The sequence below is a fragment of the Pontibacter flavimaris genome (genome assembly GCF_001907195.1).
GTDB classification, from domain to species: domain Bacteria; phylum Bacteroidota; class Bacteroidia; order Cytophagales; family Hymenobacteraceae; genus Pontibacter; species Pontibacter flavimaris.
In genome coordinates this window covers 360,981-385,675 of the sequence record NZ_LVWA01000005.1, presented here as the reverse complement: position 1 = coordinate 385,675, position 24,695 = coordinate 360,981, and the positions used below count along the sequence as shown (strand labels likewise).

Sequence of the window (24,695 nt, the reverse complement as noted above, 5' to 3'; positions counted from 1 at the left end):
GAAGTTGAGTTTTACCCTCTTTGTCATTCTGGAAGAAACTTGGTGGCAGATAGCGAAGGTCTAATCTCCCTTCCACCAAGTTTCTTCCAGAATGACAATGGATGTTCAACTTATTTCCCCATCATCCTCATAGGATTATACTTCCGGAGCCGACAGTTTATACTTTATACTTGCGCTTTTAACAGGTGCGGACGCTCGGCGTGTACTTTCAGGATTAGTTCTCCGAACAGCGTGTTTACCCAGGCAAACCACTTTCTGGTGAAGTTCGTCGGATCGTCCTTGTGGAAAGACTCGTGCATGAAGCCGGTGCCGCCGTGTGTGTTCTTGAGCTGGTGCAGGCATTCTTTTATCTCGTCATCCGATTTACTTGTCAGGGCCCGCATGATGATGCTCATTGGCCAGATCATATCCACTCCGGTGTGCGGCCCGCCGATGCCGTGCCCGGCTTTGCCTTTGAAGTACCAGGGGTTGTCCTGACCAAGTATAAACTTGCGGGTGTTCTGGTAGATCGGGTCATCCACAGGGCAGCAGCCCAGGTAGGGCAGGGCCAGCAGGCTTGGCACGTTGGCATCGTCCATAAACAGTTTGTTGCCGAAGCCGTCTACCTCAAACGGGTGCACTTTGCCGTAGTTTAGGTGCTCGGCCACCGCGTATTCCTTTAGCGCTTTCTCCACCTCATCGGCCAGAGCGGTGCACTCGGCAGCAAAGGTTTTGTCTTTCTTGATCTTCTCGCTCATCTCGGCCAGTTGGCGCAGCGAGGTAACGGCAAAGAAGTTCGACGGCACCAGGAACAGGTAAATCGTGGCGTCGTCGGATGGGCGGAAAGTAGAGCAGATCAGCCCTACCGGTTTGATCGGGTTACCGTAGCCGGAACCTGCCACCGTGTCGGTTTGCCAACCCGTTACGCGCTGGAATTTGTAAGGACCTTTGTCCTCTTTGCGCTGCTGCTCTTTAAAGGTTTTCACCACCAGGCGCATAGCCTTTTCCCACTCCGCATCAAACGGGTTCGTATCGCCGGAGGCTTTCCAGTAGTGGTAACCCAAGCGGATGGGGTAGCACAGCGAGTCGATTTCCCACTTGCGCTCGTGGATGCCGGGCTGCATCTTGGTCAGGTCTTTGGCCCACTCTCCTACTTTGGTCGGGTCGTCGTAAAAGGCGTTGGCGTAGGGGTCGGTGATGATGTAGCTGGTCTGGCGGTTAATCACGCCGGCAATGAGTTTTTGCAGCGGCTTGTCCTTGTCCATCAGGGCCAGGTAGGGCCATACTTGCGCCGAGCTGTCGCGCAGCCACATGGCGTCAATATCGCCGGTAATCACGTAGGTATCCGGGCGGCCGTTTTTCTCCTGGTAGGTCACGGTGGTGTCAAGGGTGCTCGGGAGGCAGTTTTCGAACATCCAGGCCAACTCTTTGTCGGCAATGCTCTTTTTTACATCCTTGATGGTTTTTTCTACCGCTTTGCTGGTGAAGTGGCGTTTGGACGCTTCAGGACGCTGACTCGTAAATTTATCCTTCTGTGCAAACGACATAAACGAAAAGCCTGTGGCGGCGATACCGGCTGTCGCGAGGGCACCGGTTTTAACAAAATCTCTTCTTGTAGGCATGTGTGTTTGTATCTTCTTTGGATCAGGGTATGATCTGTAAATTTTCTGCTCTTAAATATAGGCAATAAGGACGAAAAGTATAGCCCAGCGTCACGATAAGTATGACATATCCGGGGAAACACCAGCCATCTTGATCTTCGTTTCTGCCATGTGCTTTCAGCTAATCGTTACCTTTCAGGCAGGTTTCCAGCCTGCCTGAGCCATACTTATACTTATACTTATACTTATACTTACGCCAGCTGAAAGCTGGCCTTATGCAAAGCCACGAGCTGAAAGCTCGCGGCAGCTACTTAACTACCTTACCACAATCTCATCTGCAAATAACCAAGCGGGTTTTCCGACGCCGTTGTGGCCTTCCGGCAGCGAGGTCAGATGGTAGGCAGTAACGCGCACGTACTTTGCCTTTTGCTCCGGAAACGCAGCCTTGAAATCATGCATAGTGGCCTCCTGTGCGTTGAGTGAAATCGGGTTCTTCACCGTTTTTACCTCCTTAAAATTCTTGCCATCAGTGGATACCTCGAACTTCACAGCCGTCGGCATCATGATCCAGTCGCGGTAGTGCTGCAGGCAGCCCAGGGTAATGTTGGAGATCGACTTCGCCTCGCCTAAATCAATGGTGGCTATCATATCCCTGCCGCTGAAGCCGTGCCAGTATTTGCCCACAGCGTGCCGTCCGCGCACGCCGTCGGTCAGCGAGTTGGGGCCGTCGGCCATGTAGTGCTTGCTCACCGGGTTATCATACTTCACCTCACGGCCCACGGCCTGGTGCATGCTAAACGATTGCTCCGCCGGCTTCAGGCCCATCACCTTGCCGTTCACCACCGTTACCGCTTTCAGCACCACAGAGGAGTCGATCCGGATGGGCTGCTCATACTTTATACTTTGCGCCGTAGGTTCCGAGCCATCCAGGGTATAGTATACTTCCCCGTTCATCGCCTCGGTAAAGAGCGTCACCAGCAGCTTGCCTCCTTCTGAGCTGGGTTTGATGTCCACAGTAAAGTTGCCTTTGGAGTAGTTCAACGCTTTCTGATCGAAAGCCTTGAACTGGGGCTGCAGGCGCTGGTTAAAGCTTGCCCAGTCGCGGCTTTCTTTCGGCGACCACACCACCTCGGCCAGCGCCAGCATGCGGGGCAGCACCATGTATTCCACCTGCGAGGCAGTGGTGATATACTCGGCCCAAACGTTGGCCTGGGCGCCCAGCACGTGCTTTGCTTCTTCGGCTGTCAGTTCTTTCGGGATGGGCTCGTAGTCGTATACTTTCTTGAGCGTGTTAAAGCCACCAATGGCCAATGGCTCTCCTTCCGGACCTGCCTGGTAATGGTCGAAGTATACCGGGGAGCCGGGCGTCATGATCACATCGTGGCCCATTTTAGCTGCCTCGATGCCGCCACTCTCGCCGCGCCAGCTCATTACCGTTGCCTGTGGAGCCAGTCCGCCTTCCAGGATCTCGTCCCAGCCTATGATGCGGCGGTTCTTGGTTTGCAGGTAATTCTCTATGCGCTTGATGAAATAGCTCTGCAGTTCCTCCACGTTTTTCAGCCCTTCATCGGCCATGCGTTTCTGGCACTTGGGGCACTTTTCCCAGCCTGATTTATCTACTTCATCGCCGCCAATGTGCACGTACTGCCCTGGAAACAGCGCCACCACCTCATCGAGCACATCCTCCAGAAAGGTGAATACCTCCTCGTTACCAGGGCAGTAGTTGGATGACATATTGGTATAGTCGCCACCCGTAAGTGGCAACTGGGCTTTACCGCTGCAGCTCAGGTGCGGGTAAGCGGCGATGGCCGAAGCCACATGCCCCGGCATTTCGATTTCCGGCACGATCGTCACGTTACGCTGGGCAGCATAGGCTACGATGTCTTTGATCTGCTCCTGGGTATAATAACCGCCATAGGTGGGTTCCTCGCCCGGTTTGGCCTGCGGCCTGGCATCCCAGGGCTTATCGGTATGGTCCACGCGCCAGGCGGCCACATCCGTCAGCTTCGGATACTTCTTAATCTCAATGCGCCAGCCCGGATCATCTATCAAATGCCAGTGGAACCTGTTGAGCTTGTAAGTGGCCATCAGGTCGATGTACTGCTTCACGGCATCCGGCGAGAAGAAATGACGGCTCACATCCAGGTGCATACCGCGCCAGGTAAAGCGCGGGTAGTCGGTGATGGTCATGGCCGGCACCTGCAGCGCCGCGTTGGTGCGCACGGCCGGCAGTGTTTGCAGCACTGACTGGATACCGTACACGATACCGGCCTTGGAGTTGGCTTTTATACTTATCTCGGAAGGCGTTACCTGCAGCTGGTATCCTTCCGCGCCAAGGCTGTTTATACTTTCCAGAGAGAGCTTGATGGCTTTGCCTTTCCGGTTTTTGACCGGCAGGTCGTAACCGGAGATTTCCTTAATCCGCGCCGCCAGAAACTCAGCGGCAGGCTTGAGCTCTTTTTTCCCGTTTCCCAGGTGGATGGACGTATGGCCGTCGATGACAAAGTGGCCTTCGTTGCGCTGCAAGCTTACCGGCTGCGGAATAATGCTAACCGGCTGCTGGGCCAGCACCAGAAAAGGAAAGAAAAGGGTTAAAAGAAGGGTGATCTTCTTAGTCATAATAGTAGTCTTTTGCCTTGTGAGGGCTTTGGGTTTGTGTATTGATAGATAAAAAAAACAAGTATAGAACCGATAGATACCTTTGCCTTCCGTACCATTTACCTGATGCCGCTGGCCTCAGTGAAGTCGGAGATTTCACTCCACCCATACCGCCAGTTTGAGCGCAGCGGTAACTGGTGGTATGCCATGGCAGCCAGTTTGTAACTGGCGTGAACAATAAGCTATACTTGCGCCAGTTACAAACTGGCCTCATGTACAACCACAAGTTACGCTGTCGCTAAACTTGCGGCATGGATCTTAACGCTATAAGCCAGAGAACTTTTTAAAGTCCGAAGACCTGCGCCAGTAGTTTCTATACTTTTATACTTTATACTTTACTAATGCTCATTTGATGAAAAGGCCGCGCCTTCCAGCGCATTCTTGTACAGCCCGATTTCCGAGATAGTCGGGTTCAGCCTCGACGACTCGATGCGCAGCCGTACCTTGCTGGCCGTTACCGGCTCAAAACGCAGCAGGCGCTTGTAGCCGATGGTCGTGCCTTCGGTAGCTTTCTGCCACTGGCCGTCTTTCCAGTACTCAAACACAAACTTCTCAACGCGCTGCCCTACACTGATATTTTCCTGCAGCATCAGCACGTCAAAGGTCTGCTCGCCTTTCAGTTTCAGCTCCACCACGGCCGTCGTATCTTTTTCGGATTTGGTGGTGAAGTGCGTCTCATACTTGCCATCGAGCATGGCTTTTTTGTTCTTGCCCGATACTTTCACTTTGGCGCCATCGGCCAGGTTCCGGGTAAAGGTGTCGTCAACAAGCTTCTTCCATCCTTGTAACGCTTTCACATCGCTCTCATGTATAAGTCCTCTCGTATCAGGCGGAATGTTAAGCAGCAGCACGCCGTTGCGGCCTACGGAGCTGTAGTAAATATCCAGCAGCTTCTCCGGTGATTTCACCTTATCGTCCTCGGCAGGGTGGTAGAACCAGCCCGGTCGGATAGATACGTCTGTTTCGGCCGGATACCACACCAGTCCTTTGGCGTTGCGGATTTGCTCGCGTCCGCCCAGCACCTCTCCGCGCATATCGCCGGTCGGCTTAAAGGCAACGGCCTGCTGCGAGTTGGCTGCTGTAGCGTTCTGGTCCAGGTTATCGGCCGGCACGACACTCCACTCGGTCACGCGGCCGTAACCGGTTTCCGTACCCACCCAGCGCACGTCCGGCCCCATGATGGCAATGGTAGCCGTAGGTTGCAGCTTGCGGATGTGCTGGTACCAGCGATCAAAATCGTATACCTGTTTCTTGCCGTTCGGTCCTTCGCCGTTGGCCCCGTCAAACCATACCTCGTCTATCTGTCCGTAGTTGGTCAGAAGCTCCGTCAGTTGCTCCACAAACAGGTCATTATAGGCGTCGGTACCATATACCGGCGAGTTCATATCCCAGGGCGAAAGGTAAACGCCAAAGCCAATGCCATACTCTTTACAGGCCTCCGCCACGTCTTTCATCAGATCGCCTTGTCCGTTTTTCCAGGGGCTGTTCTTGACCGAGTGCTCCGTGGTAGCCGTTGGCCAGAGGCAGAAGCCATCGTGGTGCTTGGCCGTCAGGATCACCTGCTTGATGCCAGCCTCTTTGGCCACACGCACCCACTGGCGGGCGTCTAACTGTGAAGGATCAAAGATCTTCGGATCCTCTTTGCCGGTGCCCCACTCGCGGTTGGTAAACGTATTGACGCCCACATGGAAGAAGGCGGTCAGCTCCAGTTGCTGCCAGCGCAACTGGCGGGGTGTTGGCACGACATTGGCCGCTTTTCGGATAATCTCAGCCTCCGTGTCGCCGGGCTGGATGATAAAGTAATTGGCTTTTTCGCTGGCCTCCTGGGCAATCCCTGCCACCGGTAAGGCTAGGAGCGAAAAGAGGATGCTTCTGGTCAGATTCTTCATGGTATAGGTCGTTTCCTTGTGCTTCTGAGGTAATTAATAGGCTGCCCTAACAGGCTTAAAAAAGTATAAAAGGCATGCAGCAAGTATAGGTTAAGCCCGCACCTGCCGCATGCTTTTTAGCAGGAAGTATAATTCCCAGTCTTAGTAATCTTTTGGCTGCAGTTCAGCGCCATCCATATAAAACGATTTCTGGCTCACTACATAGCCGGTCGGGCGCACGATGGTAATGATGCCCTGGCCCTTGAACTCGTCGTCAATCTCAAAGCTGATCTGCTGACCAGGCTTGATTTCCGGCAGCTCGTAAGCTTTGCCGGAAGCGTAGTTCTCAGGCTTGTCGGACAGGTATAGTTTGTAGCCCTTCACGGTGTGTTGCGGCAGACCGATACTTCCGAAAATCAGCACACTTGCCTTTCCGTTTGGCTTCCCTTGCAACTGCTGCACCTCTATCGGAGAAGACATTTCGCGCAGCACTTTCATAGAAGGCTTCGGCTTGCCATACATGTCGTAGATGCCGTGCACCCGGCGTCTGAATTTGTTGTTCTCGAAGGTGCCCGGGTAGTGCGTGCGGTAATCGGTCAGGTCGAAGTAAATGGCTCCTTCCACGTAAGGCTTGCTCTCGTACACGGCCATGTGGTAAATCAGATCCTCGATGCGGCGCTGGTCGCCTCCACGGAAGTTAGGCTCCACCAAACCGAATTCGGAGATGAACAGCGGCTTGTCGGGATACGACATGTGCACGCTGTCCAGGTAATGGTGAATGGTGCCTACCGGAATCGGCCACCAGCTGCCGCCATACTCGTTCATCATGATGTAATCGCCCAGGCTGCCGGCGTCCGGCACAAACTTCGGATCGTTGCTGAAACCGTCTTTGATGGTATTGCTCACATAAGCCACCATACGGGAAGGGTCCAGTTCGCGGGCTTTGGCAATCAGGCCTTCGATCATCTTCTTGGTGTTCGCCTCACGGCCGTTGAGCTCGTTGCCCACACCCCAGGCAAAAATGGAAGGATGGTTGTAGTGATTGCGGATCATGCGCTCCAATTGCGCGTGGGCGATGGTACGGATGGTGTCGTTGGCGGGCGTTTCCGGTCCCCAAAGCGGCACTTCCTCCTGCAGGATAATACCGTTGCGGTTGCAGAAATCATAGAAGGTATCGCTCTGCTGGAAGTGCTGGCGGCTGAAGATAGCGTTCACGTCCTTCATCAGTTTGCCGTGGCGGATGATCTCCGACTCCGGCTCAGCCAGGCCATAGTCCGGGTGAGAGCCGGCCGTCCACTCCACGCCCATCAGTTTCACACGCTCGCCGTTCAGGTAGGTTTTTCCTTTCTCAAACTTTATTTCACGGAAACCGATGTCGGCGCTGATCTTGTCCACAGCTTTCCGGCCATCGAGCACGGTTACGTCAATGCGGTACAGGTTCGGGAAGTCAAAATGCCATGGGTTCACCTTTGGCAGGCTGTAGGTCAGGATGGCTTCGCCGTTCTGGAAGGTAGGCTTGGCGGTTTGCTTCAGCACCACTTTTTTGGTAGGCTGGTTTTCTTCGGTAATGGTGACGGCCAGGCGGATGTTACGCGCAGGAGTCTCGGCAAAACCAACTTTCACTTTCAGGTCGCCTGCATTCGTGGCCACATTCAGCTTCGGCTCGGCATGCAGGTAGCTGGCAGCCGGCTTACCCGACACAATCAGGGCTACCGGACGGATGATGCCGCCATCGTTCGGCCAGTCGAAGGAACTTCCGAAAGGCACCTTATTGCCGCTATAAGCGTTGTTCACGGCCACCGTGATGGTGTTTTCCTGGCCATAGTTCACTTTGCCGTTCAGGTTTACATAGAACTTGTTAAAGCCGTCGCCAATGTTCTCGGCCACTTTCTGACCGTTTACATAGATGTAGGAAGTATGGTTGATGGCGCCAAACTGCAGCACCACGTTCTTGTTTTTCCAGTTAGCCGGGATGTTTACTTTTTTCTGATACCAGCCCCAGCCGTAGTGGCGGTCGTTCTCTTTCTCCACATTCCAGGTATGGGGGATCTGCACGGTTCGGGCGCCGGGCAACGCTTTCTCGAACCACTTGCCGCTCATGCCTTCCACTTTCTTATCTGGCGCAAAGGTCCAATCCTTGTTCACGGCAATGGTGTCACGCTGCGCCAAAGCGGTAAAGCTCAGCATTACGCAGCATAAAAGGGTAAAAAGGTACTTCATGTTAATTCTAAATAGCTGTTTAATGGTGGCTGTCTTAAGGGATCGTTGTCTTTTGTGTGTAGCAGGATTCCTCTTTTGTATTAGCTGGGTCATTTTATACTTGGCAGCACTTCATCCGGCATCGGCACCGGTTTGCCTGTGCTCTTGAAGCTGGGCATGGGTGCCTCCCACGCCCGCAGTTGCTGGCCTAATTTGGTAGCCAGTGCCTTCACGCGCTTGGGGTGTTTGGCGGCCAGATCGGTTGTCTCTCCTAAGTCTGTTTTCAGGTTATAGAGCTCTAGTTTGCCGTCGCGCTGGTGGTAGATCAACTTCCAGTCGCCTTCGCGGATGGCGCTTTTGTAGTTAATGCCGGGTCCGTCCTCCTGCGTCCATTTGTTTGGTGTGTGCCAGATCAAGGCGCGGTCTGCTGGCTTTTTATGGGGTGATTTCAGTAAAGGTATAAAACTCCTACCGTCTACTTTTTGCACCACGTTATACTTCCCAATCTGCGCCATTTCCAGGATGGTCGGGAAGAAATCCTCGATGATGACAGGCGTAGGATTAACCGAGGCAGGCTTCACCACACCCGGCCATTTCACCAGCATCGGCACGCGGATGCCGCCTTCGTACACGGATCCCTTGCCGGCTCTGAGCGGCAGGTTCTGGGTGTGGGCTTCTCCCCGCCCGGCATAGGCCAGGCTCAGGCCGCCGTTGTCGCTCATAAAGAGAAGTATGGTATTATCGGCTACGCCCTTTTTCTCCAGATATTCCATGATGTCGCCCAGGCTTTTGTCCATGCCCTCCACCATACTGGCATAGATGGCATCGGTTTGGCTCAGGCCGGCATCTAGGTATTTCTGCAAATAGCGCTTGTCCGGGTCGTAAGGATCGTGCAGGGCAAAGTGCGCCAGGTGCAGGAAGAAGGGCTGCTGGTTGCGGATCGGTGCCTCCAGGGTCTTCAGGGCTTCCCGCGTGATAGCCTCTGTCAGGTACGTATCCGAACCGAAGTACTCGGCCATATCCGGCACGGCGTGGATGTCGTAGGGTTTGCCCTGGATATTGCCATAGTTCTGCTCGCCCATGTAGCTGAGCGGCCGCCCCGCCACATGCCCGGCCACGTTCACCACAAAGCCCAGGTTGTAGGGATTGGCGCCCGGCGTGCCCGGTGTAGCCCAGTGTCCTTTTCCAACATGGATGGTCATGTAACCCGCCTCGTTGAGCAGCTGCGGCAGTGGCGTGGCATGTACTGTATGTGGTACGCCCGCTACCGGACTCAACCCGTTCCTGTTCCAGGGGGCAACGTCCAGCTGCTCATCCGGTGTATCGGAATTACGATCTTTAAAGGGCATGGTCCAGTTGGTCACGCCGTGGTGGGCCGCGTTCATCCCCGTCATCATACTTACCCGCGAAGGGGTGCAGACCGGCGTGGCGTAGGCGTCCGTAAACTTTATCCCTTCCCGAGCCAGGCGTTCCATGTTAGGCGTATGATAGCGCTTATTCAGCGGGTATACTTTGTCGGCAAAAGGCACGGAGGTGTCCATCCAGCCCATGTCATCGACCAAAAACACCACAATGTTAGGCCGCTGCTGCGCCTGCACCGGAAGTATAAACCCGAAGAGCAAGTATAAAATCAGTAGGGCTAGCCTGTTTTTCATGTCGTGTAAGTACCTAATCAAGTTTAGGCTGAAGTATAAATGTTGTCATCCTGAAAGGCCTTGGCAGCAAGCGTCTGCAGCGCTTCTCATCCCGCTGTAAAGTTCGTCACCAGGATCCTTTCAGGATGACAAAATAGGTTTGGTTGATTCTATCCGGACACTTAGTCACCGTCAGCTAAAAATCTGCATTAGAAGTATGGCTGCAAAGTATAGTGCCATACTTCAGGAGTCCGCTGTCTTTTGTCCTTTGTCAAAAAATTACTGGTTCTTCTTCTGTTCTTCCGCGTCTGAAAGCGGTGCGAAGTGAATGCCCCGGGCTTCCCATACTTTCAGGAGCGGCAACAGGGCCTGACGGAACTGCTCGTAGTTTTTGTTCTGTGGCTGCGTCCAGCCTACCTCGGCATAGGCGGCCAGGCGCGGGAACACCTGGTAGTGCATTTCGCCACGGGTCGGGATCCACTCGCTCCACATCTGGGAACCGGTGCCGATGATGTTCTGGTGGTATTCTTTGGCCAACTCCTGCGGAACCGGATCGAAGCTGTAGGCTTTCTGCAGCGGGATAGAACTGTAGTTATAGTCCAGGTAAGTCATGGAATGGAGCGAGTTCACCAGCTGGTAACCCTTGGAAGCGGCCTGCGTGATGAGCTCCACATCGCCTTTCCAGAAATGCACCACCACGTTTTTGGCCAGCTCGGTCTCGGCGTTGGCGTCTGCTTTTTTCTCCTCAAAGTCGTGGTGGATGTTGATGCCCATGATCTCGTTCCAGCCCATCATGCGGCGGCCGTTCTGCTCAATATACTTCGAGATGTTGTTGGTGAAATGCACCTGCAAATCAGCATAAGTCTTAATGCCATGCTCTTTCATATAGGCATTCACCTTCTCTGATTTCTCCCAGGCCTCGTAACCTACTTCATCCCCACCTATATGGATTACCTTGGATGGGAACAGCGCAAACACCTCCTGCAGCACGTCTTGTAGGAATTCCTGCACGCGGGGGCTGGTCACGTCGTAGATGTCGTAGAAGCGGCCGAACTTTACCGGCACCTCGATATTCTGGTTGTCTGTGCCCAACCAGGGGTAAGCGGCAATGGCTGCGCTGGCGTGGCCCGGCATTTCAATCTCCGGCACTACATTAATGTGGCGCTCAGCGGCATAGGCTACGATTTCTTTGATCTCTTCCTGGGTATAAAACCCGCTATGCGGCTCCCCGGATTGCTTGTTGCTGTTCCACTTCTTCTCCCCTATGGCCGTGCTCTTCCTTTTAGATCCAACCTCCGTCAGTTTCGGATACTTTTTGATCTCAATGCGCCAGCCCTGGTCGTCCACCAAGTGCCAGTGGAAGGTGTTCATCTTCAGGCGGGCCATCTCGTCCAAAAGTAGCTTTACCTCTTCCTTGCCTTTAAAGTGACGGGCCTCGTCGAGCATAAAAGCACGCCACTCAAAACGCGGCTTATCTTCTATAGTAACTGCCGGCATAAATTTGCCTTCAGAAGTATAAATGGCCTGCAGCAAACTCTGCACTCCGTAGTGGATACCCGCTTCCGTGGCCGCCTTGATGGTCACCTGCGTTGGCGTTGCGGTCAGTCTATACCCTTCCTTGCCCAGGTCTTTGGACAGCTTCTTATCCAGTTCCAGGCTAATGGTGTTCTTCTTTCCCTTGCCGGCATTGGTTTGAAGCGACAGGTTATACTTCTCCTGCAGCGCCTTTTCCAGGTTAGCGGCCTCTTTCTCCGCTCCGGAAGTATAGTGGATGCCTTTGGCAGCGCCAAGCGCAAACTGCCCTTTTGCCAGCTCAATTTTGTTTGGCCTCGGGATGATGTTCAGTTCCTGCGCGCCGGCTTCAAAGGCGGCGATGCAAACCAGGAGGATAAGGTAAAGTAGTTTCTTCATAAGTGAGAGTTTATCTAGAAGTATGGACTGCTTACTGTGCTATTGGTTTAGTTTCAAAGTATGGTTTCGGCATGAGTCTGTTCTTTAACTGGCTGGCTGCTCTTTTACCAGTTCATAGATCCGCACTTCCTGTCCGTCGTTGGTCGAGAACGTCAGTTTCGAAACGTTTTTCAGTTTGCTGCCATCCAGCCGGATGTAGCTGGCGTTGCCGCTATAGATCGTTTGCTGCTTTCCGTTTCTGCCGGGTGCGGTGATGGTGTACTTGGCTCCGTCGTTTTTCAAAAGTATGACAAGGCCTGCACCCTTCAGTTCCTGTGGCAGCGTTACCGTCACTGGTTGCTGGCTGGTGAGCGTTTGGTAGGTGTTTATACTTTTGTCGTGTGCAAAAACAGCCTGGTTTGCGCCGGCGGCCGGCTTCACTTCCAGGCGGAACTCCTTCAGGTAAAAGTTCTGGCGTTTGTCGGAGGTGTTGCGGAAGCGCACATACTTTATACTTTGGTCGGCCAGGTTTATACTTCCCTTGCCGCTTTCGGCGGTGACCTCTGCTTTCGTCCATACTTTGCCGTCTTTGGAGGTTTCGAAAACACCCCAGTTCAGCAGGTTGTTGTTGCTCAGGTTAAAGTATAAAGCTTTGGCCTGCAATGCGTCCGAAGGTTTAAAGCCGATGTACTCGCCGCCATCCAGGTAGGCCACCTCCAGCATGGGCGAGTAGGCAATGCCCTTGTTGTTGTAGAGCAGCGGTTGGCTGGCCAGCCTTTGCGATTGGCTGTAGCTTGCCGGAGCGTCGGAGTTTGTGCTTGCTATACTTTCCTCTCCGCCCAAAAAGTGGTTACCGGTTATTTTGAAAATCTCCTCTACAAAAGGCATGAGTACGAGCGAGCCAGTCTTCACGCCCGGCTGGTAGGGGTTCTGGTTCAGCGTCGCATCCACCGTCGCCATACTATCGAGCACAGCCTCTACACGCAGGTAGTTTGCCCAGGCAGCGGCAGGATTCAGGTTCATGCGGTTGTCTACCATCTCAACCGTATGGGTACCCGCTTTGCCCAGCAGTTCGAACTGTAGCAGCCAGGGCTCCAGCTGCTCCACCAGGCGTTTGTTCTGGCTCTTGCTTCGGATCTCGGCAGGGGCCTTGGCTATACTTGCAAACTCCTGCTTGATCCTGTTCACTTCTGCCGTAAATGGGTGCAACCCGTTTTTATAGGTTTCCAGGAAAGTTTCGATATAAGGTTTGATCTCCACGGATTCGTCGCGGCGGTAGCGGTGGCCGTTGGGGCCGGGGTCGCTGTTGTGGGCGTTGAAGGTGCGGAAGGCCTCCGGTGCCTCGGGCATCACGTACTTATTGGCTGCCTCCCAGGCCTGCTGCGGATCGTAGGTTTTCATGTTCCAGCTATACAACGCCACGCCAAAGATCGCCACCTTCGAGGCCTCAGCCTTATCCATCGGGTTCGACACGAAGCCCGACATATCGTGCACCGCCTCGGTGTCGATGCCGTACGAAGGGCCCATCAACAAGTGGTTGCGCACGTAGTCGCTCACCGGGAAATTCCACCACACATAGGCCGGGCGCTGAATGCGTTTGTTCACCCACTCCAGCCCTTCTTTGGTGATGTCATGCACCACCGTGTTGCCCGTCCACATCACGTGGATGGCCGGGTCGAGCTCCTCGCCCAGGATATCGAGGTAGGTGCCCGGCTCTTTATTCGCCCAGCCCTTATTGTACTCGGTAGGGCACATGATCAGCGGGGCCACGTCTTTTTTCTGGTTGATGAACTGGCGCTGGATGAAATTGAGCATGTTCGCCTGCATCTTGGCATCGGTTCCGGCGCCGGAGATATCATCGAAGAAAACGGCAAATGCGCGCACGCCCAGGTCATACATCTGGTTAAACTTCGTGATGATGGCGGCGCTGTCGGCCTGGTTCCACTGAATGTCTTTGCCCGGGTGGATGGCCCACACAAAGTCCACCTTGTTGCGTTTTGCTTCCTGCACCACCTCTTTTAGCTGCTGCTCTTCCTGCGCGGGGTATGGCTTGCGCCAGTTCGGAGAGGAATGGTAGGGATCGTCCTTCGGGCCGTAGATGTAGGTGTTTAGTTTGAGTTTACCGTAAAAACGTAGTTGCTCCAGGCGGTCCTGGTGGCTCCAGGGTTCGCCATAAAAGCCTTCCACCGTGCCGCGGTGCGCCACATCCGGATAGTCAGTAATCGAAGCCTCCGGCAAAGTTATACTTCCGTTTGGCTCTTTTTGCACCAACTGCGACAGCGTCTGCACGGCGTAGAAAGCCGCGCGATCGTCATTGGCTTCTATACTGATACCTTCTGGCGTTACAACCAGTTTATAGGCGCCAGAGCGCTGTAGTTGGGGCTCTCCTTTCTTGAGCTTCTTTACTTTTAATGGTAGGCTTTTCCCTTTTTCCGCAACTGGCACAATGGTGCTAAGCAGTTCTAAGGTTGTAGGGTCCTTTTTAAGGCCGCTTATCTTATAGGAATGAGCCGGTGTGAAACGCTGCTGGCTGATAGTTGCCTGCTGCGGCTGCGGCACAATTTGCTGCGCCGTTGCGGCAAAGGAAATAAGAAGTAGAATGGCAGCCAAGCTGCGTTGAATAAGGGTGAGCATTATAGTGTATTTACTTTGTTGTTATTGGTCTCTCCTGACTCTTCTAAGTCAGGAGAGATTATACTTTATTTTTTGATTGTGCCTGCTATTCTATAAGTCTCATTAAAAGAGAGTCATTTAGATTCTAAAATTTACTCACTATTCGGGCGCTTCTGAGCAGGTAATAGTGAAGTTTGGATTCTCCCCTTGAGGGGAGTTAGAGGGGTGTTAATCCTTTGCGGATAGCTTTCGCAATTGGCTTTACACCCCTGTAGTCCCCTCAAGGGGACAGTTTTCTGTTAGAGCTAACAATAGATGTGTGTAAGGAAAAATCCTAACGATGATTTCTCTTAACGATTCCCGCCCTCTTTGGCCAGCAAGGCCTTGGCTCCGTCGTCCTCATACTTGTCGAGCAGGCCGTTGAGCTGCTTTTTGAGTTTGGCGGTGATCTTTTCGTAGCCTTTCTTGCCGTAGAGATTGTTCATCTCCTGCGGGTCTTTCTGCAGGTCGTACAGCTCCCAGCCCTCTACTCTTTTGTAGAAGCGGATGAGTTTGTAGCGACCGGTCTTGATGCCAAAGTGCGGCGAAACGGAGTGCTCGCCGTTTTCATAGTAGTGGTAGTACATCGCGTCGCGGCCTTTGGCTTTCTTACTGGTCAGTAGCGGCAGGAACGACTCACCCTGCATGTCTTTCGGGATGGCCACGCCGGCAGCATCCAGCATAGTCGGCGCAATATCCAGGTTCATCACAAAGTGCTCTGACTGGGTGCCCGGCTTTACCACGCCCGGGTAACGCATCACCATCGGTGTGCGGAAGGATTCCTCATACATAAAGCGCTTGTCGAACCAGCCATGCTCGCCCATGTAAAAACCCTGGTCTGACATGTAGATCACGATGGTATTATCAGTCAGGCCATTTTTATCGAGGTAATCGAGCGTGCGGCCAATGCTGCGGTCCATGGAGGCAGCGGTGGCCAGGTAGTCGCGCATGTAGCGCTGGTATTTCCACTCCACCAGTTCCTTGCCGGTCAGGTTGCGGGCCACCAGGTCATCGTAGATCGGCTTATAGTAGGCCTTGAATTTAGCCTTTTGCTCCTCGTTCATGCGGGTGATGTTGCCGTCCTTGATGTTGTCGTAGTCGGGGAACATCTTCAGGTCGTAGCCCATGATCATGGTCTTGTCGATGGTCATGTCCTGCACGGTAGCCGCCTCGCGGTTGGTGTAGTTGTCGTAGAAGTTGGCTGGCAGCGGGAAGGTTTTACTGTCGAACATGCCCATATCCTCCAGGTCAGGCATCCAGGTACGGTGCGTGTTTTTGTGGCCGATCACGAGGGCAAAAGGCTTGCTCTTGTCACGGCCGTCGAGCCAGTCTTCGGCCACGTCCTCCGTTACAGAAGACACATAGCCTTCGATGCGCTCACGGCTACCATCCATGTTGATGAAGTCGGGATTAAAATAATGCCCCTGACCCGGGAGTATCTTATAGTAATCAAAGCCCTGCGGCTCGGTCTCCAGGTGCCACTTGCCTACCCAGGCCGTCTGGTAGCCGCCTTTGCCCAGTTCTTTTATGAAGGTGTTCTGGCTGCCGTCGAAGCTTGAATTTTCATTGTCCTTGAAGCCGTTCTTGTGGCTATACTTGCCGGTAAGTATAACGGCGCGGCTTGGCCCGCAGATCGAGTTGGTGACATAGGCTTTGTTGAAGGTAGCGCCTTCTTTGGCAATGCGGTCGATGTTGGGCGTCTGCATCAGGTCACCGCCGTAGGCGCTGATGGCCTGAAACGCGTGGTCATCGGACACGATGATGACGATGTTGGGCCGTTTGCCTGGCTGCTGTGCTAAAGCCGCAAAGCTTCCCACAAAAACCACTAGGAGTAAGAGTAAGTGTTTCAACATAAACGAAAATTATACTTTGTTACCTGCTATTTCCTTTTTCTTTGATTTCCTGCAAGAGCTGCGCTAGTTCCTTCACCTTCTCCGGGTGTTGTGCTGCCAGGTTGCGTTTTTCCCCGATATCTTCGCTCAGGTTGTAGAGCTGTGGCTCCGGCGCATTTCCCAATTCTATATCCGTCAGCGGGCTATAAGCTCTCCCCTGGCTTGGTTCGATATACTTCCAGTTGTCTTTTACAATGGCCAGCGTGCCCGCATGCTGCACCAAAGCGTGCCGGCCCTGTTTTGACTTTCCGGTCAGCGCTTTCAACATATCCTGGCTGTCGGGAGCATCGGCAACGGCCAAGGGCTGACGCAGCAGACTGGCAAAAGAGGCGAGCAAATCCACCTGGGACACCATAGCCTCCGATACGGCTGGTTTAATTTTTCCTGGCCAGCGCACGATCCAGGGAACGCGGGTACCGGCCTCAAAGGCGCTATACTTGCCGCCGCGCAAGGGCCCTGCCGGCATGTGCCCGTTCCGTTTCGTTACCGCCTCATCCTCGTAGCCATCGTCGAGCACCGGGCCATTATCACTGGTAAAAATAATAAGCGTGTTTTTTGCCAGCCCTTGCAGTTCCAGTTCTTTTAGGATCTCGCCCACGGCCCAATCCATTTGTAAGATCGCGTCCCCGCGGTAGCCCAACTCGCTCTTGCCCTTAAAATAAGTGGAAGGCATACGCGGCACGTGCGGCTCGGTGAGGGAGTAAAAAAGGAAGAACGGCTGCTTCTTATGCTCCACGATAAAGTCTTTTGCTTTCTGCAGGAAGGTAAGCGGCACTTCTTCGTCGGTCCAGCGGGCTTTGGTGCCGCCGCTCATGTAGCCGATGCGGCCAATGCCGTTGATGATGGTATTGTCGTGCCCGTGGTTGGGCGAAGCCTTCATTTTGAGCAACTCCGGATTTTCCCGGCCTGTTGGTTCCTGGCCTATTTTCTCGCGGTAGTTTACCTGTATTGGATCAGCCGGGTCAAGCCCTACTACCCTACCGTTCTCCATAAAAACAGTCGGTACCCTATCGGCCGTAGCCGGGAAGATGAAAGAGTAATCGAAGCCTACTTGATTGGGACCGGGCTTGATCTCCTCGTTCCAGTTTTTCTCTACTGCCTCCCCTAAACCCAGGTGCCATTTGCCTACGATGCCGGTTGCATAGCCAGCTTTTTTGAACACGCCTGGCAAGGTTAGTTTATCGGTAGAAACCACCAACGCGGCATCTCCGGGCAATACGCCTGTTCCTTGTTTCCGCCAGGGATACTCGCCTGTCATTAGCGCATAGCGCGAGGGGGTGCAGGTGGCGGAGGTAGCATAGCCACGGGTAAAGCGGATACCTTGCTCGGCCAGTTTATCTATGTTTGGGGTAGAGATTTTGGTAGCACCATAGCTGCCCAGATCGCCATAGCCCAGGTCATCGACATAGATCAGCACCACGTTCGGTTTCTGCTGGGCATGAGCAAACGGTGCCATGCTAAGTATAGCCAGCAACAGAAGGAATCGTATGCTCATACTTTGTCTGCTTTGCATGCTACTTTATAGTTTAGCCTGTTTTTGATCATTGGTCTGGTAGACCCGCACCCAATCCACCACCATCTGCACGGGCAGGTCTTCGTCTTTTATACTTCCTACCCAGCTGCCGCCGAGCGCCTGGTCCAGGATGATGTAAAACTCCTCGTCGAAAGGCCACTGTGAGGAGTCGGCGTTTTCTATTTTAGGGTATGAGAATGTTTTCTGGCCGTTGATGAAGAAGTCGAGCCGGTCGGGGTACCATTCCAGGACATAGGTGTTGAACTCGCCCTCCTTAAAAGGAGCTGTGGCGAAGTTTACGGGGTTTGCTTTCTGTTGTAGGTTGTCGATGTAGTGGCTGTGCAGGGTCTGGTACACGATGGAGTCGTAGTTGAGGTGCTCCATGATGTCGATCTCCCCACTGTTCGGCCAGCCGCCATACTTTGCCTCCTGCGGCATCAGCCAGATGGCAGGCCAGGAGCCTTTTCCTTTCGAGAGCTTGGCTCTTACTTCTACCTTGCCATACTTAAAGGCAAACTTGTCTTTGGTTTGAATACAGGCAGTCTGGTACTTGGCCGTGTCCGCCGGGTCTTCGTTCCGGATGCCGCGCAAGTATAACTGGCCATCCTTTACAAAAGTGGTGGCCGGATTGTCGGCGCAGTAGCAGGCCCAGTCAGGGGAACGTCTGCCGGAGAAACTCCATTTGGCGGGATCTGGGGTGCCATCCGTTGTAAAATCATCCTCCCAGGTCAGGACCCAGTCAGAAGTGGTTGCTTTCTGCGGCATGGAGGTGCAGGCAGCGCAAAGTATAAGCAGTAAAAACCAGAGCCTCTGTATCATTTTTGCCGAACATTATAAAAAGGCTAAAGGGGCTGCACAAACCCGGAGGTTCGGCAGTCCCTTTTCACCTTACTAAACTAAAACTACTACTCTCTCTAATCTAATTGCAATCAACCTATACTTTTTACCGCCACAGCCTGAGCTTAAGGTATACTTTAAGGACGAACTGTGGCGGTTATACTTACTATTCCGTTGCGCCGGCGTTTGCCTGCAGCGGCCAGCCCGGGTTCTGGTAAATTATAGAGCCGTCTGCCCCACCCTGCGAAGTGATCAGGAAGTGCTGTATGGCTATCGGCTCCAGGTAGTGAGCTGTGGCCCATCTGTATCCGTCTTTCACCAGGTTAGATCCGGAAAGGTTTACGCGGTACGGACGCAGGTACGGGCTCTCTGACCGCTTGGAAACGTTAGCTGTTTTGCCAGGAGTTTCTGCCTCGATCAGCAGGCTTTCGCCATCTTTCACATACCACTCCTTCATAGGCCCCCATACTTTGAAGCCTTCCACAATGTATGGGTTTTGCTTCAGTTGGTCCAGGGCTCTCCAGCGTTTCAGGTCTGTGTAGCGCATGCCTTCGGCCATCAACTCGGTACGGCGCTCACGACGGATGTTGTACAAGGTCGCATCCGAAAGAAGCTGGCCGGCAGAGTAGGCCGCAAAGTCATTTTTCGCTTCCTGGTTCATGTCTGTGGCAGCGATTGTCACGTTGAAGTCCGGGTTAACGCCGGCTCTCTCACGTATGGCGCTCCAGTACTGCTCGGCCTTGCCGTTGATGCTTCCCTCCTTCAGGTAAGAAGCCTCGATGTAGTTCAGGTAAGCCTCCACAGCACGGAACACGATGCTGCCGGTAGAACCGCGGCTGCCCTCCGACTCAGCAAAGCTGTAAGCCATGCCTTTCTTCACAGAATAGCCAGTTACATCCCGTGTTTCGGCAGGCCCGATGATATCGGGCTTACCAATCAGGACAGGAGAACCGTCATCGTTTTTAGCATCCTTATACATCAGTTCTCCTGGTGCCTTCATAAACAACTGCAATCTGTTGTCGCGATCCTCTTTAACATCCGAGATGTAGTCGTCGCCCTGATAGCCGGAGCCTGGCGCATAAATAGGCAGTCCGTTGCTCATCAGGAAGTTATCCACAAAGCCTCTCGTAAAACCTGTGTTCGCACCATTGCGGTTTATGTAGTGGTTTACATTATGATTAATACCTAATGTAAAGTCATACTCGCGCCATAACAACACTTCAGAGTACTTGCTCAGGTCATAGTCCGAAAACATCCTGAAGTATGGGTTGGTGGAAGAGTCGTAGCCATTGTCTTTTGTATTATCTACCAAAGGCACCACATCTGCCACCGCAGACGCAGCCTCCATCGCCTCCGTCAGGAAGTAGTCGATCTCCTCATCAATGTTAATGTTGAAGTTCTCCACCTTCCCCTGGCCTGGCCAGCCTGGACCACCCGGTACTTGGGCGGTTCCACGGTGGTACATCAGCCAGGTAGCCTCGTGCAGAGCAACGCGAGATTTAAACAGTTGCGCGGCGTGCTGGGAGATCCGGTTCTTACCTCCCGGAGGCGATGTGCTCAGCAGTTGGATAGCTGAGTCCAGATCAGCGATGATGAAGCGCGCCACCTCGTTACGCGGTCTGCGCTTGGAGGCCAATGTCAGTGGGTCCATTTCATCCGGCAGCGTATTCTTCAGGATAGGAAAGTCTCCAAATGCCTGTACTTTATTAAAGTACTCGAAGGCACGCAGAAAATACCCTTCTCCCACATAGTGTGTAATATTATTTGTGCTGCCCGTTAGTGTACCTGCTTTCCAGCGCGGAACTACTGTCTGGAGGTAGTAGTTTAAGTGTCGAATGTTGCTGAAGTTCCAGCTACCTCCATCCTGCGGCACGCGCCACTCCCCAGGTGTCCAGCGGGTAGCAGAGCTACTACTTGCCTGGTTATCAGTGTGGGTATCGTTGCCAAATATACCAGCCCCCCAGCCGCCATGTGTCGGGAAGTTGTACCGGGCAATGGTGTAAGTCGCAAGGTCTGCCTCACTCCATAGATACTTTTCCGGGGTTATCTTAGCCAGGGGCTCCCTGTCCAGGTAATCGTTGCAGCCGGTTATCCCAACAAAGCCGAGAAACAGCAGCACTGCATATAATTTATTGCTAATCGATCTATTCATTGCGTTGGGTAATTAGAAGTTAAGGTTGAGGCCAAAAGAGAACACCCTGGCGAACGGATACGTCTTACCATCATTCCACCCGTTGAGGCCAACAGACTCTGGATCGAAGATGTCAATCATATCAGAGAAAGTAAGTAGGTTCTCGCCCGATACATAGATTCTGGCACGAGACACACCCACTTTAGAGGTTAAACCTGCAGGAAGCGAGTAACCGATCTGCACGTTCTTCAGACGCATGTAGGCACCATTTTGCAGATAGCGCGTCTGGGAATACTGGTTCTTCCAACCATTTTTGAAGTCTGGCGCCGGGAAGTAAGAGTCCAGGTTCACGCCGGCCAAACCGGCCTGTACCATGGGCGAGGTCTCATCACGAAAGAAGTCCACATGCTCTACAAAACCAGCCGACTGCCACATGCCGCCATTCACGCCCCAGAAGTATGGGCCGTTGGGCATATAGTCTCTTTTGCCAACTCCCTGTAGAAAGACCCTGAAATCGAAGCCCTTCCAGTCGCCGGTCAGATCCAGGCTGTACCGGAAACGCGGTGTTCTGTTGCCGATAATGCTCAAGTCACCTTTGTCATCCAGAAGCTCGGCACCCATGTTGATTTCACCATCCCCGTTCAAATCAGCGTACATGATATCGCCTGCACCCCAATTGCTGCCAATCGTATTCTGGTTCACTTTCTCAAGGTGGGCATCCATCTCTGCTTGTGTCTTGGCGATTCCTACGGTTGTATATCCCCAGATATTTCCCATTTCTTCGCCAGCATACCAATCATTAATATCTCCTGTGATATTAGGGTACTTGGTAATACGCTGCTGGTCGTCTGCCAACACCGCACGCACGCCGTAGTTAAACTCACCGATATTATCCTGCCAGCTTGCCTCGATCTCAAAGCCTCTGGACTCCATATCGGTATTGTTTACTTGTGGAACAGCCGTACCAAGTATAGCAGGGAGTTGCGGTGCCGGGCCGACCATATCAAAGGTTTTGCGTTGGAAGTAATCGAAGTTCAGGCTCAGGCGGTTGTTTAACATTGCCAGGTCAAAACCTGCGTTCCAGCTGGAAACCCTCTCCCAGGTTAAGGAGGTACTCACCAGGCCTGGTGCACTAGCTGTGTTTGGTCTCTGGCCATTTATTAACCAGCCGCTATTACCAAAGCCAAGTGGCTGGTCCAGGAAAAATGGATACCAGTTATTGGTTTGTTGATTTCCAAGCTCTCCATAGGAGCCTCTGACTTTGAATAATTGGATCACATCTTCAAAGGCCCAGAAATCTTCCTGCGCCACGTTCCAACCTGCCGAAACTGAAGGGAAGAAATTCCAGCGTTTCTCCCTGATAAAGCGTGAGCTACCATCGTAGCGGCCATTAAACTCCAACAGGTAACGCTCCTTGAAGTTGTAGTTCAGACGCCCAAAGAAACCTGCTGTAGTCCAGTCTTCATACATTCCGTTTTCAGCCTTTCTATTGTCCGTGGCTGTGGTAAGTGTGGGTATAGAGGGATTGATCAAGCCGCTTGCTGAGGCACCCACATTGCGGTACTTCGTATACTCCGAGTTGAAGCCTGCCATTACCTTGAAGTTATGGCTGTTATTGAGGCTGAACTCATAATCAGAGTAGATATTGGAACTGAAGTAGTTCTCTTTCAGTGCGTACTCGTAAACAGAGCTGTAGCCTGCAGAATTCCACCCTACCGGCACCGTGTATGCCTCGCCTGCTACATCATAAGCATAGGCTGGTAACACGTCGGTATGATTACTTTGATGCTGGGTACGGTAGTTACCGTTGGCGATGATGTTCCAACCCTTGGCCGGTGTGAGCGTAACCTGCGCCTGCTGATACAACCAGTCTTTCTGATTGATAACACGTCCACCTTCTCTTAGCTGCGCAATTTCACCTTGTTCAGACCAATATCCGTTCGGATCTGTAACAGGCAAGGTAGGCCAGCGACGGGCAACGTTATGATAGAAGAGGTCTGATTGGTGGGTAGCTTTGGTAAAATCTTCGCGTATGTACCTGGCCGTATAATTGAACTTGGCCAATGGGCTGATCGTAGTATTGATCTTACCGGTGAAAGAATAACGCTTAAACGCATCCCCTGCATGGCGGGTTAATCCACCCTGGTCCAGATAGCCACCCGACACATAAAATTGGGTGTTTTCTGTACCGCCATTTAAATTAACATTGTGCTCCTGCGAAAATGACGAGCTTTTATAATGCTCCTTGAACCAGTCTGTATTGGCATGAGACCCAGTATAATACTGGTACCTGTTTCCACTTGCATCAGGTATGGCTCCATAGCTAATCTCCCCGCGCTGGTACTGCTGGATTCGATCCAGAACATCCTGTGAAAATATTGGAGTTTCACCGCCATTGGCCGCTGCCTCGTTAAAGTACATGGCGAACGTATGGGAGTCCATCATCTGTGGTAAACCCATTGGCTCGGAGATACGGAAGTTATTGCTATACCCCACACGTGTCTTACCGGCCTTACCTGCTTTGGTAGTTACCAAGATTACACCGAAAGGAGCGCGGGAACCATAGATAGAGGAGGCCGCAGCGTCCTTCAGCACCGTTACCGACTCAATGTCCTGCGGGTTAATGGCGTTCAGGTCGCCTTCCATCCCATCGATGAGCACCAGTGGGGCTGAGGAGGTAGTACCGATTGTACCTGTACCGCGGATATTGAAATTAAGCGACTGATTCAGTTCCCCGCCTAGCCCTGTTGTTTGCAGGTTCAGGCCGGGTATAATACCCTGCAGTGCCTGCCCGACGTTCTGCACCGGGCGCGACTCCAACACTTCGGAGCTTACTGTAGATACTGAGCCGGTCAGGTTGGCTTTCTTCTGCTCACCGTAGCCCACTACCACGATTTCATCGAGTGCTTTTGCATCCTCGCGAAGCGTGACGCTGATGGTAGACTTTCCGTCAACGGCAACTTCCTGTGCCAGGTAACCGATGTAGGAGAACACCAACGTGCCTGTGCCATTCGGCACATTCAGGCTGAAAGATCCATCGGCACCTGTTGTAGTACCTGTTGAAGTTCCTTTTAATACAACCGTTACGCCAGGAAGGGCTTCTCCATTATCAGAAGTTACCTTGCCCTGCACGGCACTTGCCTGCCGGATAGCGTTAGCGGCCACCCCCTCGTTTTGCCTGACTAATTGCTCAGGACTGATCCTGGAATTAGCCAGCGCCTGACTGCCAACCGGCCCGCCTAAAGAGGCAGCCAACAGCAGTAGAGCCGATAATTTAGTAGAATTTTTCATATACGCACTATCATTTTTAGTTGGATTTATTAGGTTGTTGTGTTTGATAGTTTCTCTGACTGTGTCGTGTAGTATAGAATAGTGGCGTCGGCGATGTGGCTAGCGTGCAGTAGCTTAATGTTATAGAGGTTATTTTTCCTGCTGATCAGGTTTTAAGCAAATCAAAGCAAGTTCGTACACGCGTTTACACATGTATTTCTTTGTTTTCCTTTGGCTTAAAAAGCTATTAAACATATAACAATTATTTAACACAAGCAATATTTAATGACTCGAAATGTGGTCGTTCACGCAAAAAAATAAGAAGGTATATCCCCTGTTATGCTTGCCCCCGAAAATGACAACTTGTAGTTCCTCTACTCTTTAAAAGGTATGATATATGGCAACTAGGGTAGCCCATAAAATTACCAATTTTTGTTTCTTGTCCTACATAAAGTAAAGCTAATAAAAAAAGTTAATCTTCCCTTGTAAAATACTACAATAAAGAAGATTAACTTTTTTACTAACAGGGACCGTCCAAGACAGTACTGGTATCACCTACGCCAGACGGTAT

At 52.6% G+C, this 24,695-nt stretch carries 12 protein-coding genes; all 12 read right to left on the bottom strand.

The genetic code is table 11. From position 1 onward, the window contains the following. Positions 1–164: 164 nt before the first annotated feature. Complete coding sequence (locus A3841_RS09995) at positions 165–1,601, bottom strand: glycoside hydrolase family 125 protein (protein ID WP_073852179.1); 1,437 nt, start codon at positions 1,599–1,601, stop codon at positions 165–167. Between the two features lie 294 nt (positions 1,602–1,895). Next, on the bottom strand, positions 1,896–4,199 hold the full coding sequence (locus A3841_RS09990) for a glycoside hydrolase family 20 protein (protein WP_073852178.1): 2,304 nt from the start codon (positions 4,197–4,199) through the stop codon (positions 1,896–1,898). Positions 4,200–4,576: 377 nt separating this feature from the next. Next, positions 4,577–6,127, bottom strand: a complete 1,551-nt coding sequence (locus A3841_RS09985; RefSeq protein ID WP_073852177.1) for an alpha-L-fucosidase — start codon at positions 6,125–6,127, stop codon at positions 4,577–4,579. A gap of 141 nt (positions 6,128–6,268) precedes the next feature. Continuing rightward, the gene (locus tag A3841_RS09980; protein WP_073852176.1) at positions 6,269–8,326 is read right to left on the bottom strand and encodes a glycoside hydrolase family 2 protein; all 2,058 of its coding nucleotides are present in this window, start codon (positions 8,324–8,326) and stop codon (positions 6,269–6,271) included. Positions 8,327–8,415: 89 nt separating this feature from the next. Next, complete coding sequence (locus tag A3841_RS09975) at positions 8,416–9,960, bottom strand: sulfatase (protein WP_073852175.1); 1,545 nt, start codon at positions 9,958–9,960, stop codon at positions 8,416–8,418. A 258-nt stretch (positions 9,961–10,218) separates the two neighbouring features. Then, on the bottom strand, positions 10,219–11,850 hold the full coding sequence (locus A3841_RS09970) for a beta-N-acetylhexosaminidase (RefSeq protein ID WP_073852174.1): 1,632 nt from the start codon (positions 11,848–11,850) through the stop codon (positions 10,219–10,221). Positions 11,851–11,934: 84 nt separating this feature from the next. Next, entirely contained in the window at positions 11,935–14,463 is a 2,529-nt protein-coding gene (locus A3841_RS09965; protein WP_073852173.1) for a beta-N-acetylhexosaminidase family protein, read from the bottom strand. 329 nt (positions 14,464–14,792) lie between these two features. Then, on the bottom strand, positions 14,793–16,334 hold the full coding sequence (locus A3841_RS09960) for a sulfatase family protein (RefSeq protein ID WP_073852172.1): 1,542 nt from the start codon (positions 16,332–16,334) through the stop codon (positions 14,793–14,795). Between the two features lie 19 nt (positions 16,335–16,353). Next, positions 16,354–17,868 (bottom strand): sulfatase family protein, encoded by a 1,515-nt coding sequence (locus tag A3841_RS09955; RefSeq protein ID WP_073852171.1) that lies wholly within the window; start codon positions 17,866–17,868, stop codon positions 16,354–16,356. Between the two features lie 24 nt (positions 17,869–17,892). Further along, positions 17,893–18,705, bottom strand: a complete 813-nt coding sequence (locus tag A3841_RS09950; protein WP_073852170.1) for a glycoside hydrolase family 16 protein — start codon at positions 18,703–18,705, stop codon at positions 17,893–17,895. 184 nt (positions 18,706–18,889) lie between these two features. Continuing rightward, positions 18,890–20,875 carry a RagB/SusD family nutrient uptake outer membrane protein gene (locus A3841_RS09945; protein WP_073852169.1) on the bottom strand — a complete coding sequence of 662 codons (1,986 nt, stop codon included), beginning with the start codon at positions 20,873–20,875 and terminating at the stop codon, positions 18,890–18,892. Positions 20,876–20,887: 12 nt separating this feature from the next. Further along, positions 20,888–24,109, bottom strand: a complete 3,222-nt coding sequence (locus tag A3841_RS09940) for a SusC/RagA family TonB-linked outer membrane protein (RefSeq protein ID WP_235861346.1) — start codon at positions 24,107–24,109, stop codon at positions 20,888–20,890. Between the last annotated feature and the right edge of the window lie 586 nt (positions 24,110–24,695).

Excerpts from the sequence above, each read along its gene's own strand:
- A3841_RS09995 (WP_073852179.1), bottom strand. The coding sequence starts at position 1,601 with ATGCCTACAAGAAGAGATTTTGTTAAAACCGGTGCCCTCGCGACAGCC.
- A3841_RS09990 (WP_073852178.1), bottom strand. The coding sequence starts at position 4,199 with ATGACTAAGAAGATCACCCTTCTTTTAACCCTTTTCTTTCCTTTTCTG.
- A3841_RS09985 (WP_073852177.1), bottom strand. The coding sequence starts at position 6,127 with ATGAAGAATCTGACCAGAAGCATCCTCTTTTCGCTCCTAGCCTTACCG.
- A3841_RS09980 (WP_073852176.1), bottom strand. The coding sequence starts at position 8,326 with ATGAAGTACCTTTTTACCCTTTTATGCTGCGTAATGCTGAGCTTTACC.
- A3841_RS09975 (WP_073852175.1), bottom strand. The coding sequence starts at position 9,960 with ATGAAAAACAGGCTAGCCCTACTGATTTTATACTTGCTCTTCGGGTTT.
- A3841_RS09970 (WP_073852174.1), bottom strand. The coding sequence starts at position 11,850 with ATGAAGAAACTACTTTACCTTATCCTCCTGGTTTGCATCGCCGCCTTT.
- A3841_RS09965 (WP_073852173.1), bottom strand. The coding sequence starts at position 14,463 with ATGCTCACCCTTATTCAACGCAGCTTGGCTGCCATTCTACTTCTTATT.
- A3841_RS09960 (WP_073852172.1), bottom strand. The coding sequence starts at position 16,334 with ATGTTGAAACACTTACTCTTACTCCTAGTGGTTTTTGTGGGAAGCTTT.
- A3841_RS09955 (WP_073852171.1), bottom strand. The coding sequence starts at position 17,868 with ATGAGCATACGATTCCTTCTGTTGCTGGCTATACTTAGCATGGCACCG.
- A3841_RS09950 (WP_073852170.1), bottom strand. The coding sequence starts at position 18,705 with ATGATACAGAGGCTCTGGTTTTTACTGCTTATACTTTGCGCTGCCTGC.
- A3841_RS09945 (WP_073852169.1), bottom strand. The coding sequence starts at position 20,875 with ATGAATAGATCGATTAGCAATAAATTATATGCAGTGCTGCTGTTTCTC.